This window comes from Phytobacter sp. SCO41 (assembly GCF_003073275.1).
Lineage (GTDB): Bacteria > Pseudomonadota > Gammaproteobacteria > Enterobacterales > Enterobacteriaceae > Phytobacter > Phytobacter diazotrophicus.
In genome coordinates, this window is sequence record NZ_CP027225.1 from 3,730,670 (window position 1) to 3,745,882 (window position 15,213).

The window sequence follows — 15,213 nt, forward strand, 5'->3', positions numbered from 1 at the left end:
CTGTCGCGATTACGCGAGCGCCAGTTTTTGGCGCGCATATTGTAGCGCTTTTTCAATCACTTGCTCAATAGTTAAACTGGTGGAATCCAGCACTAAAGCATCTTCTGCAGGAACAAGTGGGGCGACGGCGCGGTTACGATCGCGGTCATCGCGCTCTTTTATCTCGGATAAAAGGCGATCAAAATTAACACTAAACCCCTTTTCCTGCAACTGTAGCATGCGGCGGTGCGCACGCTCTTCGGAGGAGGCGTCAAGAAAAATTTTCACTGGCGCATCGGGGAATACGACGGTTCCCATATCGCGCCCGTCGGCGATAAGGCCCGGCGCTTCACGAAAAGCGCGCTGACGACGTAACAGAGCCTCACGCACGCGTGGAAAAGCCGCAACCTGCGATGCTGCATTAGCGACTTCCTGCGTACGAATCTCACCGCTCACGTCCTCACCTTCAAGAATCACTTCAAGGTTGCCGTCAGTCGAGACAAAACGTACGTCGAGATGCGCTGCCAGCGGAACCAGTACGTCTTCTGAGGTGACATCAACATGGTGGTGCAGCGCCGCCAGCGCCAGCACACGATAGATTGCGCCTGAATCCAGTAGATGCCATTGCAACGCTTCCGCCATTGCCTTGCACAGAGTGCCTTTCCCCGCACCGCTAGGCCCATCAATGGTGATTACCGGGGCAATTGCCGCCATCTTTTTCTCCTTCATAAAGGCATACCGTTAACGTAAACGCCGCGCATTATACGCTGCAACGTCAATGACCGTTACTACCAGGTATAAATAACGGGATGAATCGTGCTGAGTGAAGAAGGTTTGCGCAATTATAGAGGGGCTGGAGGATTACCAGCCCGAAAGTGACAATTATTTACTTTTTATCTGCGGCGATACGATCACGAATGTGCTGCGCGCGCTCCGCTGATGGCGGGTGAGAATCGAACAGTGACTTCGCGTGGCCGGAGTCCATTTTCGCCAGTTTTTCAAAACTGGTCACCAGCCCTTGTGTTTTAATGCCGCGTTTTTTCAGCAAATCATAGGAAAAATCATCCGAATCCGACTCCTGACTGCGAGAAAATGCGGAATTGATAACGCCATTTGCCAAATCCCCCAGCTGTGAGCGGGACAGCTGCGCCGCAACGCCGCTGGTCGCAGAAATCGCATCACGGGCGGCAATCGTCGCGTATTCAGCCTGCATGGCTTTCTTCGAATGGCCCAGCGCCACATGCCCAAGCTCATGACCCAGAACCGCCTCGACTTCGTTATCTGTCATCATGTCCATCAGGCCACTGTAAACACGAACGCAGCCGTTCGCCATTGCCCAGGCATTCACATCCGACGTTAAATAGACTTTATAATTAACAGGCGTACCGTCGGCATTGTTGCCCAATGCTTTCGCTATTGTATTCAGGCGTTTTGTATATTTACTTGATGCGCCCGCCACTTTGTTGGTGGCATCCATCTGCTTACAGGCATCGTTCGACAGCGCTTTGACATCAGCATCCGATAATGTTGCCGCTTTGAAGGCAGAGACACCCGAGCTGGCAAGCATATTAGCATTCATATTTTTGCAACCTACCAGCACTACCGCTGCCACGGCTAATGCCAGAAGTTTCTTTGTATTTGTCATGTGAATCATCCGTTGATTAAACATATAAAATATATATAAATCATCACCTTATATTAAGATGATGCGCAAAAATAGCATTCAATGGGGAAGGCAGCAAGGCGGAGAAAACAACAACGCCGACAGAAGTCGGCGTCAGAAGCAAAGCAACAGGAACAGAATCAGGCAAGCGTACTGATCCGCGCCAGTTGCTCGAAATAGTCAGGGAATGTTTTGGCGGTACATTTCGGATCGAGGATCGTGACAGGTGTATCCGACAACGCCACCAGCGAGAAGCACATTGCCATACGGTGGTCATTATAGGTGCCTATTTCCGCATACTGAATGTGGGCAGGTGGGGTTACGCGAATATAATCTTCACCCTCCTCCACCTCGGCGCCGACTTTACGCAGTTCTGTCGCCATGGCAAAAAGACGGTCGGTTTCTTTAACGCGCCAGTTATAGATGTTACGCATCGTGGTAGTACCGCGGGCAAATAACGCCGCCGTCGCAATGGTCATCGCCGCATCAGGAATATGATTCATATCCATATCAATGGCGTTCAGTTCACCGTGCGTACAAGAAATAAAATCATCACCCCAGACAACCTGCGCACCCATTTTTTCCAGTACGTCGGCAAAACGAATATCGCCCTGCACGCTGTTGCGCCCAATACCGGTGACTTTCACCGTGCCGCCTTTAATTGCGCCGGCCGCCAGGAAATAGGAGGCAGAGGAAGCATCACCTTCTACCAGATAGTGCCCCGGAGAGATGTACTGCTGCTTACCACGCACGACAAAGCGCTGATACTGCTGATTTTCAACCTCGACACCGAAAGTGTTCATCAGATGCAACGTAATGTCGATATAGGGCTTGGAAACCAGGTCTCCTTTAATGGAGATAACGGTATCCTGCGTTGCAAGCGGAGCGGTCATCAGCAATGCAGTCAAAAACTGGCTCGATACACTGCCGTCAACCTCGACGCCGCCGCCGCTGAACCCGCCGCGCAGACGCAGAGGCGGATAATTTTCCTGTTCCAGATAATCAATCTGCGCGCCGCCCTGCCGTAGCGCATCCACCAGATGGCCAATCGGACGTTCTTTCATACGCGGTTCGCCGGTCAGGACAATGTCATTGCTGCCAAGGCACAGCGCTGCTGCCAATGGTCGCATTGCCGTACCTGCATTACCCAGGAATAATTCCAGCGGTTTTTCTGCCGTTAACGGTCCACCGACGCCGGTTACTTCACAGCGGGTACGATCCGCAGACAGCGTGAAGGAAACTCCCAACGCACTGAGCGCATTGAGCATATGGCGCACATCGTCGCTGTCCAGAAGATTGGTCAGAACGGTGGTGCCCTGTGCGAAGGCGGCCAGCAACAAGGCGCGGTTGGAAACACTTTTTGAACCAGGCAGATTAATGGTGCCATCTACCCGCGCGATGGGTTGTAACGTCAGGGATTCCATGAAACTCAACTCTCAACAAACAGAATAAAAACCCCCGCAGCCAGGCTACGGGGGTACGGGGCAAGCCAAATTTAGCCGTGGCGACGTTCGAAGTCAGCCATAAAGTCGGTCAGCGCTTTTACGCCTTCCAGCGGCATCGCATTATAGATAGAGGCACGCATACCCCCAACCACACGGTGGCCTTTCAGTGCATGTAGCCCTGCCGCCAGCGACTCTTCCAGAAAAACTTTGTCGAGCGCGTTGTCAGCCAACTGGAACGGAACGTTCATGCGAGAACGGTTCGCTTTGGCAACATCGTTACGGTAGAAATCGCTTTTATCAATGACACCATAGAGCAGATCAGCTTTTTGCTGATTAATACGGTCCATGGCTGCAACGCCGCCGTTGTTTTTCAGCCATTTGAAGACGAGGCCAGCAAGATACCAGGCAAACGTCGGCGGCGTGTTAAACATGGAGTCGTTTTCCGCCAGGATGGTGTAATCCAGAATTGAAGGGCAAGATTGATGCGCTTTACCCAGCAAATCCTCACGAACGATCACCAGCGTTAAGCCTGCCGGGCCGATATTTTTCTGCGCACCGGCATAAATCACACCGTAGCGGGAGACATCCAGCGGAGTTGACAGAATAGTGGAAGAGAGATCCGCCGTGACAACCACATCGGACGCAAAGTTCGGCGTTTCATTGATGGCAATACCGTCAATGGTTTCGTTCGGGCAGAAGTGCAAATAGGCGCTGTTATCGCTCAGTTGCCACTCGCTCATTGGCTTCACACCACGCTGACCCTCAACAGAGATTTTTGCGTCGATAACATTCGGGGAGCAGTATTTTTTTGCTTCTTTGATTGCACTCGCCGCCCAGTAACCTGCGTCAACATAATCTGCAGTGGTTTTATCACCGAGGATGTTCAACGGAATACCGGCAAACTGACCACGGCCGCCGCCATGGCAGAACAAAACTTTGTAGTTCGAGGGAATATTCAGCAGATCGCGAAAATCCTTTTCTGCTTCCTCAGCCACCTGAATAAATTCTTTACCACGGTGGCTGATTTCCATCACCGATGTACCAAGACCATGCCAGTCACAAAGCTCCTGTTGAGCCTGTTTAAGCACATCCGCCGGTAACATTGCCGGACCTGAACTGAAATTAAAGACCTGAGCCATTTCCCCTCACCACGCTAAAAGCAATAAGTTATAACAGTGGATATCGGTTTTATCATTCAGTGACACGCGCCGCAATGTCTAAAACTTATGACCCCAAATATGCGGTCGCTGTCACACAAAACATTCTTCCGCTGAATCGTCATAAAACCGACATAATGGCTATCAGGTTACCCGAATTCCCCGGCTTGCCTTCGACCATTCTGGATTTGCACAACGCGGGCATAATTGATGGCAGCCCGCAGGCATGGCAATGATTTTACTGCATTGAACGCAGGCGTAGTCTCCCGCTTCCGGTATGGTAGTGAAACGTTCAGAAAATGCCTTAGGCAAAATGCACAGACCCGGTTTTACATCCTCATCCGTATAGTAAAAGACACTCAGTTGACCATTGGTCTCCAGGATAGCCAGCCTCACTTGCCCAAGATGATCGACGCCACGGATGCGTAGTTCCATAAAGAATTCAAATTCCGTCATGTTCTGCTTATCTAATTTCTCCCAGACAAATTCCCCTTCGTGGATAATGATGGCAGGCTTACCTTCCAGCAGATCCTCGAGTTTCTCGCTGTGCGTCATGAACCACATTACTAAGCGGTACAGTACGGCCAGAGTAACAAATACCACCAGTACCGGAAGCATGGGCACATCGTCATAAAACGCAACGTCGCCTGCCGCTGAGCCTAACGTCAGGATGATTAATACTTCAAAGAGCGACATCTGACGCACGCCGCGCCGCCCCGTGATTTTGAGAAATATAAAGACCAAAACAAAGGTATAGAGGCTGCGAAGCGCCACTTCGCCAAGAAACTCCAGAGGAACTTTATCCAACGCCATGCGGTGGAGATCAAACGCTTTCATTTTTTTATGTCCGAACAACGAGTTAGGTTCATTAATGATAGTCAAAAGTTTTATTTTCGCAGACCGGGCCCCGAAGATAGCGTCAGTCACGTAAAACCCGTATGATTGCCCGCTTTACGTACAAAAAAGTGACTGCTATGACGCAAACCTATATCCCCGGCAAAGACGCCGCACTGGAAGATTCCATCGCTCGCTTCCAGCAAAAACTGCTCGACCTCGGCTTCAATATTGAAGAAGCTTCCTGGCTAAACCCGGTACCGAACGTCTGGTCCGTGCACATTCGCGATAAAGACTGCGCGCTGTGCTTTACTAACGGTAAAGGCGCAACCAAAAAGGCGGCACTGGCATCTGCGCTGGGTGAATATTTTGAGCGTCTGTCCACTAACTATTTCTTTGCCGATTTCTGGCTGGGTGATGAAGTGGCTAATGGCCCATTCGTCCATTATCCAAATGAGAAATGGTTCCCGCTGACCGAAGACGACACACTGCCGGAAGGTATTCTCGATCCGCGTCTGCGCGCATTTTACGATCCGGAAAACGAACTGACGGCAGGCATGCTGATCGATCTGCAGTCCGGCAATGAAGAACGCGGGATTTGCGCCCTGCCCTTTACCCGCCAGTCAGATGAACAAACCGTCTATATTCCGATGAATATCGTCGGTAACCTGTATGTCTCCAATGGCATGTCAGCGGGCAATACCCGTAATGAAGCTCGCGTCCAGGGTTTGTCCGAGGTTTTCGAACGTCATATTAAAAACCGTATCATCAGCGAACGTATCAGCCTGCCTGAAATTCCTGCCGAGGTTCTTGCACGCTATCCTGGCATTGTGGCATCTATTGAGAAACTGGAAGCCGAAGGTTTCCCGATTTTTGCCTATGATGGCTCGCTGGGCGGTCAATATCCGGTGATTTGCGTTGTCCTGTTTAACCCGGCTAACGGCACCTGCTTTGCCTCATTCGGCGCACACCCGGATTTTGGCGTGGCACTCGAACGTACCGTGACCGAACTGCTGCAGGGCCGCAGCCTGAAAGATCTGGATGTCTTTACCCCGCCGACGTTTGATGATGAAGAAGTCGCAGAGCATACCAACCTCGAAACGCACTTTATCGACTCCAGCGGTTCGATCTCCTGGGATCTGTTCAAGCAGGATGCAGACTACCCGTTTGCTGACTGGAGCTTTGCCGGAACAACCGAAGAAGAGTTTGCCACCCTTATGGCCATCTTCAATGCAGAAGATAAAGAAGTGTACATCGCCGACTACGAGCATCTGGGCGTTTACGCCTGCCGCATCCTGGTTCCGGGCATGTCAGATATTTATCCGGCGGAAGATCTCTGGCTGGCAAACAACAGCATGGGCAGCCATCTGCGTGAAACAATCCTCTCTCTGCCAGGCAGCGAGTGGGAAAAAGAAGACTACCTGAATCTTATTGATCAGCTTGATGAAGAAGGTCATGACGATTTCACCCGCGTCCGGGAGCTGCTGGGTGTGGCGACCGGTAAAGACAATGGCTGGTTTACGCTACGTATTGGCGAACTGAAAGCGATGCTCGCGCTGGCGGGTGGCGACCTTGATCAGGCGCTCTCGTGGACGGAATGGACAATTGAATTCAATGGTTCGGTCTTCGGCGCTGAGCGCATCAATTATTACCGTTGCTTGCAAACGCTGTTGCAACTGTCTCAGGAAGAAGAGCGTCAGCCGCTGCAATATCTGAACGCTTTTGTGCGCATGTACGGTGCAGATGCGGTTGAAGCGGCCAGCGCGGCGCTAAGCGGAGAAGCGCCTTTCTATGGTCTGCAGGCAGCGGATGGTTCACTGACGGCGTTTCCGGCGCATCTGGGCTTGTTAGCGGCTTACGAAAAATTACAACGGGCCAAACGTGCCTTTTGGTCGAATTAACGACAAGTAACACGACAATCTGTAGGCTTAATCACAGGTCTACGTTATATTACGGGGCAATTTCATTGCCCCTTTTTATTTATATTTCGGCAATGAGCGCCAATTGTAATAATTAAGTTAACCTTGGGTGAATATATTTATATAAACCCAGGGATTATTGTTACTCTTTATGGCAATTACCCCATTTTAATTAACTGTTGTTTGGGAGGCCGCATAAAAAAATTCAACTGTAATTGCAAATTTTAAACTTTATTTTTACTTGGATAATCAACACGTTACTCTGCATTTGCTGAAAAACCATGCACTTTGCAGTCCTATAAGCCAGGCGAGATATGATCCATATCAAATTCTCTTCTATAATGCTTTGTTAGTATCTCGTCGCCGACTTAAATAAAGAGAGAGTTAGTGTGAAAGCTGACAACCCTTTTGATCTAATACTTCCAGCTGCGATGGCCAAAGTTGCCGAAGAAGCAGGTGTCTACAAAGCAACTAAGAAACCGCTGACAACGTTCTTTTTGGCGATTACAGCAGGTGTCTTTATCTCCATCGCGTTTGTTTTTTATATTACTGCCACCACAGGGACAGCATCAATGCCGTACGGCATGGCTAAACTGGTTGGTGGGATATGCTTCTCATTAGGGTTAATTCTTTGCGTCATCTGCGGCGCAGACCTTTTCACATCAACGGTGTTGATCGTGGTGGCGAAAGCCAGTGGGCGTATCACCTGGGGCCAATTGGCTCGTAACTGGGTAAACGTCTATATCGGTAACCTGATTGGCGCATTGTTGTTCGTGCTGCTGATGTGGTTATCCGGGGAGTATATGGTAGCAAATGGCGGCTGGGGCCTGAATGTCCTGCAAACAGCCGACCACAAACTGCACCATACCTTTATTGAAGCTGTCGCACTGGGTATTCTGGCGAACCTGATGGTCTGTCTGGCCGTATGGATGAGCTACTCAGGTCGCAGTCTGACCGATAAAGCGTTGATTATGGTGCTGCCGGTGGCCATGTTTGTTGCCAGCGGTTTTGAGCACAGTATCGCAAACATGTTTATGATTCCGATGGGTATCGTAATCCGTCACTTTGCGAGCCCGGAGTTCTGGACCGCTATCGGCTCCAGCCCGGAAAGTTTTTCTCACCTGACTATTGCAAATTTCATCACCGATAATCTGATTCCGGTAACAATTGGGAATATCATTGGTGGAGGATTGTTAGTTGGGTTGACATACTGGGTCATTTACCTGCGTGGCGATAATCATCATTAATTGATGCTTGTTTCAGGCAGTAAATAAAAAATCCACTTAAGAAGGTAGGTGTTACATGTCCGAGCTTAATGAAAAGTTAGCCACAGCCTGGGAAGGTTTTGCGAAAGGTGACTGGCAGAAAGAAGTCAACGTACGCGACTTTATCCAGAAAAACTATACCCCTTACGAGGGTGACGAGTCCTTCCTGGCTGGCGCAACTGATGCGACCACCACGCTGTGGGACAAAGTAATGGAAGGCGTTAAACAGGAAAACCGCACTCACGCGCCTGTTGACTTCGACACCTCCGTTGCTTCTACCATCACCTCTCACGACGCTGGCTACATCAACAAAGCGCTTGAGAAAATCGTTGGTCTGCAGACTGAAGCACCGCTGAAACGTGCGATTATCCCGTTCGGTGGTATCAAAATGGTTGAAGGTTCCTGCAAAGCGTACAACCGCGAGCTGGACCCGGCCCTGAAAAAAATCTTCACTGAATACCGCAAAACTCATAACCAGGGCGTTTTTGACGTTTACACCAAAGACATCCTGAATTGCCGTAAATCTGGCGTGCTGACCGGTCTGCCGGATGCCTATGGCCGTGGCCGTATCATCGGTGACTACCGTCGCGTTGCGCTGTACGGTATCGACTTCCTGATGAAAGACAAATACGCTCAGTTCCTGTCTCTGCAGTCTGACATGGAAAACGGCGTAAACCTGGAAGCGACTATCCGTCTGCGTGAAGAAATCGCTGAACAGCACCGTGCTCTGGGTCAGATCAAAGAGATGGCCGCTAAATACGGTTGCGATATCTCTGGTCCGGCTACTACCGCTCAGGAAGCTATCCAGTGGACTTACTTCGGCTACCTGGCTGCTGTTAAATCCCAGAACGGCGCAGCAATGTCCTTCGGTCGTACCGCTACCTTCCTGGACGTGTTCATCGAACGCGACCTGAAAGCAGGCAAAATCACCGAACAAGAAGCGCAGGAAATGGTTGACCACCTGGTCATGAAACTGCGTATGGTCCGCTTCCTGCGTACCCCTGAGTATGATGAACTGTTCTCCGGTGACCCGATTTGGGCAACTGAATCTATCGGTGGTATGGGCGTTGATGGCCGTACTCTGGTTACCAAAAACAGCTTCCGTTTCCTGAACACCCTGTACACCATGGGGCCGTCTCCGGAGCCGAACATCACTATTCTGTGGTCTGAAAAACTGCCACTGAACTTCAAGAAATTTGCTGCAAAAGTCTCCATCGATACCTCTTCTCTGCAGTATGAGAACGATGATCTGATGCGTCCTGACTTCAACAACGATGACTATGCTATCGCTTGCTGCGTAAGCCCGATGGTCGTTGGTAAACAAATGCAGTTCTTCGGTGCGCGTGCTAACCTCGCGAAAACCATGCTGTATGCCATCAACGGCGGCGTTGATGAAAAACTGAAAATGCAGGTTGGTCCGAAATCTGAGCCGATCAAAGGCGATGTGCTGAACTTCGCTGAAGTGATGGATCGTATGGATCACTTCATGGACTGGCTGGCTAAACAGTATGTCACCGCGCTGAACGTCATCCACTATATGCATGACAAATACAGTTACGAAGCCTCCCTGATGGCGCTGCATGACCGTGACGTTATTCGCACCATGGCGTGTGGTATCGCAGGTCTGTCCGTTGCGGCTGACTCCCTGTCTGCTATCAAATATGCGAAAGTTAAACCGATTCGTGACGAAGACGGTCTGGCTGTTGACTTCGAAATCGAAGGCGAATACCCGCAGTTTGGTAACAACGATGCGCGTGTAGATGACCTGGCTGTTGACCTGGTAGAACGTTTCATGAAGAAAATTCAGAAACTGACTACTTACCGTAACGCCATCCCGACACAGTCTGTTCTGACCATCACATCTAACGTTGTGTATGGTAAGAAAACCGGTAACACCCCAGACGGTCGTCGTGCAGGTGCGCCGTTCGGACCAGGTGCTAACCCGATGCACGGTCGTGACCAGAAAGGTGCTGTTGCTTCTCTGACTTCCGTTGCTAAACTGCCGTTTGCCTACGCTAAAGATGGTATCTCTTACACCTTCTCTATCGTTCCGAACGCACTGGGCAAAGACGACGAAGTTCGTAAGACTAACCTGGCAGGCCTGATGGATGGTTACTTCCACCATGAAGCGTCCATCGAAGGTGGTCAGCACCTGAACGTGAACGTAATGAACCGCGAAATGCTGCTCGATGCGATGGAACATCCGGAAAAATATCCGCAGCTGACCATCCGTGTATCTGGCTACGCAGTACGTTTTAACTCCCTGACTAAAGAACAGCAGCAGGACGTTATTACCCGTACTTTCACTCAGACCATGTAATTGGTGTAACCCGATGGATTTCGGGTTGCATCAAAGCGGCAAGTGCGCGAATCCCGATGAGCTTACTCACGTAAGTGATTCGGGTGAGTAAACGAAGCCAACAAATATGCAGCCTGAAAGACGACGGGTAGTGACTGAAATCGCGATTTAAAAAGCGTACAATAAAGGCTCCACACAAGTGGGGCCTTTTTAACACCCTCTCCAGTCTGCTTTGCCAGATATCTATGCCAAAACGATGGATATCAGCCAAAATAGACTTAAACACAGCCGGTGAGCTGTGCATCAATACAGGCCCCGGATGGGCCACATCTGGAGAAAACACCGCAATGTCAGTTATTGGTCGCATCCACTCCTTTGAATCCTGTGGCACCGTTGATGGCCCGGGTATCCGCTTTATCACCTTCTTCCAGGGCTGCCTGATGCGTTGCCTGTATTGCCATAACCGCGATACCTGGGACACCCATGGCGGCAAAGAAATCACCGTCGAAGATCTGATGAAAGACGTGGTGACCTATCGTCACTTTATGAATGCGTCCGGCGGCGGCGTGACTGCCTCTGGCGGAGAAGCCATTTTGCAGGCAGAGTTTGTCCGCGACTGGTTCCGCGCCTGCAAAAAAGAGGGCATTCATACCTGTCTTGATACTAATGGCTTTGTTCGCCGTTACGATCCGGTGATTGATGAGCTGCTGGAAGTGACTGACCTGGTGATGCTCGATCTCAAACAGATGAATGATGAAATTCATCAGGATCTGGTGGGCGTTTCTAATCACCGTACGCTGGAATTCGCGAAATACCTGGCGAATAAAAACATTAAGGTCTGGATCCGCTACGTTGTTGTACCGGGCTGGTCTGACGATGACGACTCCGCGCATCGCCTCGGTGAATTTACCCGCGATATGGGCAATGTCGAGAAAATCGAACTGCTGCCTTACCATGAGCTGGGTAAACACAAATGGGTAGCGATGGGTGAAGAGTACAAACTGGATGGCGTTCATCCGCCGAAGAAAGAGACCATGGAGCGCGTGAAAGGCATCCTGGAACAGTATGGTCACAAAGTAATGTATTAATTAAAACGCCCGGTTTCCCGGGCGTTATTATTTTATTTGAATACACCATTAATAATTGCCGTCACAACGGCAGTACTCAGCGCCACCAAAACTAAGTCGTCGCCTATAATTCGCCATTCATATCCCGGATAGGATGGTAACTGCCCCAGCATAGACGCAGGCATCGTTTTCTTCGCAATACCTGGCGGTAGTGCTTTACCGCGCGCAACGTTTTTTGCGATTCCCGGCGGCAAAGAGTCATAGCCCGTCAAGCCATAATTCACAGCCAGCGTACGCGCACGGTCGTAGCTGACATTCACTGAAACATCATTACCGTCTTTTTGTTTAGCGGATTTGTGTTGATTATTTGCCGAATGATTTCCGTTATCACCATGTGAGCCGGAATTACCATGGTTGCCGCTATTGCCCTGCCCTCCGCCATTACCATTCCCATTACCGGGATTAGCCATAGCAGGTATGGATACAAGGGAACACGCGAGAAAGACAGCCAATGCGGCAGTATTGAAACGACGTAAAGACATCATGATGGAGGCCTTCTTAAAGTGAGTCCAGGCGCAGAATATCTGAGATATTCAACGGGTCACAATAGGGAGAACTCCCATAATGGAGAATTTTCGTCTGTAAAGAGAAAAAGCCTGCGTATGCAGGCTTAAAATCAGGCATGCGCCACTGGCGTTGGATGCTGACCAGCTTTACGCATCAGCATTAGCAGATAGATAAAGGACACGCTGGCAATCATGATAAACAGCAGACTGTCGGAATAGCTCTGCATCAGCATTGCGGTCAGCGTTGGTCCTGAGAGGCTGCCAACGGTATAGCTCAACAGCAAAGCCTGGTTCATCGCCACCAGTTGATGGTATTCGACTTTTTCGCAGGCCCACGCCATCGCCACCGGATAGAGTGTGAAACCGGCAGTCCCCAATACAAACAACGCCGGGGCCATCGCCGCGTTGCTGAGCATTGCGAAACAACCAAGGATCACAACAAAGACCTGAACACGCAGCACCAGCAGTCGTCCAAAACGATCTGCCAGGCGGCCAATTGGCCATTGCCCAATGATACCGGAGCTCACCATTAACGCCATCCAGAACCCAATACCCGCATCACTGATGCCCTTATGGTTCAGATAAAGCGGCATCAGCCCATACAAGGAGCCCAGAATGATCCCGGAAATAATGCAGCCATTAACGCCAAGCCGCGCCTGACGCAGGCGAAGCATAGGCCAGATTGCCGTAGTACCGTGAGATTCATCGCGCTGCTCCATAATGCGCGTGAAGAGTAACGGTAAAATCCCCGCCAGTATTAACCCCACCGCCCAGGGCAGCACATGCATCAGTTCAGTGGACAGTTTGCTCACCATCAACTGCCCCAGCACCGTGCCCACGTAATAGACCATCATATAGGCCGCCAGTAAGCGCCCGCGATTACGGGATGTTCCGCTGCACATCAATGCGCTTTCCACCACAACCCAAATCATTGCGCAACCGATACCCGCGACGAAACGCCAGCTAAGCCAGCTCCAGAAACCCACATTCAGCCCCAGCCCTGCGCAACCAACCGCAAAGATGATGGATGCAATGTAATAACTGCGGTTAAACCCAAGCCGCTGGATCACACGCCCGGTCAGCAGTGTCCCCAATAAGTTGCCGGTAAAATAGGATGAACCGACCATACCAACCTGCCAGGTAGGCATGTTTTCATGGGCGAGCCAAAGCGGGACGAGCGTGTTCAGCACTGCAATCGCCAGCGTCAACAGCAGCAAGCCACAGAGCAACAAAAGCACTGGGCGAGTATAAGTGGGCATGGGTAAAAACCGTGAGGAAGTTCAAGATTCGTGCGCATCATGCCACTGGCAAAAACATTGTCAATCTACCACTTTTATCCATCGGTACGTTTTACGCCAGGACGATATATAAAACTAATCCAGCGAAGTTTCCGTAGGGTTAAAAGTTTCATTACGTGATTGATTAGACTGGCTTATATCAGAATGGCATCGACAGGGTTCAGTTGAAAAAATTCATGATGATTTCTTGTGAAAACAGCCCTGAAAAGCCGGGACTTCCGCCCCGGCTGTTACAACGTTACCCTGCCACCGCCATACCCACGGTCATGTGCAGGCCGTAAAATACACCACGACCAATCATTTCCCCCACCAGCACCAGGACAAATGCCAGGCTCAGTAACGGGACCGCCGGGTAGTGGCCTTTCAGTTGCGGTGCCACCCAGCATACTACAGCCAGGACCAGCGCAACGACGCGCCATGCCATTAACGCCCCGTAATCCGGTACCAGCGCAGACGCCTGCTGGACGGAGCTATGAACAGACGCAAGTTCACTTCCCTGTATCAGCACGACAACCATACTGGCAACCAGTGCAAGCAAAGTAATCACTGGCAGCAGTCGCATTGCCCAGCCTTCAACGCCCACTATGCGCAGCAACAAATAGCCAAGTAGCGGGCCGCCAATGAATAGCGTCAGGAAGAAACTGAGCGGCGTCCAGAGCGTGTACCAGGTCGGTACCGTATCAATGGTGTTGTATACGCGCACCATCATCCAGACAAACACCACGCCCAGTACTGCCGTCACAATGAGCCACAGCTGGCGCAAACCCTGCGACAACTTTCCTGCCATAGCCAGCAGCCAACCGATACCACCAACAGCAAAAAACAGCGATCCTGAGGCAATTTCATTGCTTAACGCTGAGGAGCCGACCCGGTTAAGGGAGTTCAGCGCCCGCATTGGCGTACCAAGGTGCAGCATTGATGCAATAAAACCAATACCCATCAGCACCCACAGACCGAACATCACGCGGACAATACGTTGCTGCGTCCCGGAGTGAGCATCTCCTTTCAGGAGCGCCACAGCCAGTACAATGAAGCCACCCACCACACACTGGCCAAGGACAGTGAAGATCATCAGCGGCCATTCATGCCATCCGTTACCCATCTCACACCTCCCGCGGGTTTGCCAGATAGCCGGTGGTATCCCCTGTCGGGCGGCTGTTGGCGTTAGGTTTAATCACGATGCACGGCTTCGTGAAGTGCGACGCCGGGAGCGGGGCGACAGCCGCCAGTTCACCGTATTTTTTACGCAGCTCTTCAATGGGACCGAAGTCCAGCGCACGCAGCGGGCAGGATTCCACGCAAATCGGCTTATGCCCCTCGGCGACACGACTGTAGCAGCCGTCGCATTTGGTCATATGGCCTTTTTCGGCGTTGAACTGCGGCGCGCCGTACGGGCAGGCCATATGGCAGTAACGACAGCCGATGCAGATATCTTCGTCCACCACCACAAAGCCATCTTCGCGTTTGTGCATCGCCCCGCTGGGGCAGACTTTGGTACAGGCCGGATCCTCGCAGTGGTTACAGGCGATGGAGAGGTAATAGGCGAAAACGTTCTGGTGCCAGACACCGTTATCCTCTTGCCAGTCTCCCCCCGCGTATTCGTAAATGCGGCGGAAGCTGACATCCGGGGTTAAGTTCTTGTAATCCTTACACGCAAGCTCACAGGTTTTGCAGCCGGTGCAGCGTGCGGAGTCGATATAAAATCCATATTGCGTAGCCAT

The 15,213-nt window shown here is 51.0% G+C and carries 13 protein-coding genes; 4 read left to right on the top strand and 9 right to left on the bottom strand.

What is annotated here, in order from left to right; translation table 11 throughout:
* Window positions 1-9: 9 nt before the first annotated feature.
* The 5 genes from cmk to C5523_RS18305 form a co-directional block, all read right to left on the bottom strand.
* Window positions 10-693 (bottom strand): (d)CMP kinase, encoded by a 684-nt coding sequence (gene cmk / locus C5523_RS18280; RefSeq protein WP_039078547.1) that lies wholly within the window; start codon window positions 691-693, stop codon window positions 10-12.
* A 172-nt stretch (window positions 694-865) separates the two neighbouring features.
* Window positions 866-1,624, bottom strand: a complete 759-nt coding sequence (locus C5523_RS18285) for a M48 family metallopeptidase (RefSeq protein ID WP_039078546.1) — start codon at window positions 1,622-1,624, stop codon at window positions 866-868.
* Between the two features lie 158 nt (window positions 1,625-1,782).
* The gene (gene aroA, locus C5523_RS18290) at window positions 1,783-3,066 is read right to left on the bottom strand and encodes a 3-phosphoshikimate 1-carboxyvinyltransferase (protein WP_039078545.1); all 1,284 of its coding nucleotides are present in this window, start codon (window positions 3,064-3,066) and stop codon (window positions 1,783-1,785) included.
* A gap of 71 nt (window positions 3,067-3,137) precedes the next feature.
* Window positions 3,138-4,226, bottom strand: coding sequence for a 3-phosphoserine/phosphohydroxythreonine transaminase (serC, locus tag C5523_RS18295; RefSeq protein WP_071194692.1), 1,089 nt, complete (start codon window positions 4,224-4,226; stop codon window positions 3,138-3,140).
* Between the two features lie 162 nt (window positions 4,227-4,388).
* A complete protein-coding gene (locus C5523_RS18305; protein WP_039078543.1) occupies window positions 4,389-5,081 on the bottom strand; it encodes a DUF421 domain-containing protein in 693 nt (230 codons plus the stop codon).
* 137 nt (window positions 5,082-5,218) lie between these two features.
* On the opposite strand from C5523_RS18305, the gene ycaO reads away from it, so the two are divergent.
* From ycaO to pflA, 4 genes are all read left to right on the top strand, one after another.
* Complete coding sequence (ycaO, locus tag C5523_RS18310) at window positions 5,219-6,979, top strand: 30S ribosomal protein S12 methylthiotransferase accessory factor YcaO (RefSeq protein ID WP_108702356.1); 1,761 nt, start codon at window positions 5,219-5,221, stop codon at window positions 6,977-6,979.
* A 407-nt stretch (window positions 6,980-7,386) separates the two neighbouring features.
* Entirely contained in the window at window positions 7,387-8,244 is an 858-nt protein-coding gene (gene focA / locus C5523_RS18315; protein WP_039078542.1) for a formate transporter FocA, read from the top strand.
* Window positions 8,245-8,299: 55 nt separating this feature from the next.
* Complete coding sequence (gene pflB, locus C5523_RS18320; RefSeq protein ID WP_039078541.1) at window positions 8,300-10,582, top strand: formate C-acetyltransferase; 2,283 nt, start codon at window positions 8,300-8,302, stop codon at window positions 10,580-10,582.
* Between the two features lie 326 nt (window positions 10,583-10,908).
* Entirely contained in the window at window positions 10,909-11,649 is a 741-nt protein-coding gene (gene pflA, locus C5523_RS18325; RefSeq protein WP_039078540.1) for a pyruvate formate lyase 1-activating protein, read from the top strand.
* A 32-nt stretch (window positions 11,650-11,681) separates the two neighbouring features.
* Here the strand turns inward: pflA and C5523_RS18330 are convergent, their stop codons facing one another.
* The 4 genes from C5523_RS18330 to C5523_RS18345 all read right to left on the bottom strand — a co-directional run bounded on the left by C5523_RS18330 (window position 11,682) and on the right by C5523_RS18345 (window position 15,213).
* Window positions 11,682-12,170 carry an anti-virulence regulator CigR family protein gene (locus C5523_RS18330; RefSeq protein ID WP_108702357.1) on the bottom strand — a complete coding sequence of 163 codons (489 nt, stop codon included), beginning with the start codon at window positions 12,168-12,170 and terminating at the stop codon, window positions 11,682-11,684.
* Between the two features lie 134 nt (window positions 12,171-12,304).
* Window positions 12,305-13,453, bottom strand: a complete 1,149-nt coding sequence (locus C5523_RS18335) for an MFS transporter (protein ID WP_039078539.1) — start codon at window positions 13,451-13,453, stop codon at window positions 12,305-12,307.
* 277 nt (window positions 13,454-13,730) lie between these two features.
* Window positions 13,731-14,594, bottom strand: a complete 864-nt coding sequence (locus C5523_RS18340) for a dimethyl sulfoxide reductase anchor subunit family protein (protein WP_108701732.1) — start codon at window positions 14,592-14,594, stop codon at window positions 13,731-13,733.
* Window position 14,595: 1 nt separating this feature from the next.
* Window positions 14,596-15,213, bottom strand: a complete 618-nt coding sequence (locus C5523_RS18345) for a DMSO/selenate family reductase complex B subunit (RefSeq protein ID WP_079498341.1) — start codon at window positions 15,211-15,213, stop codon at window positions 14,596-14,598.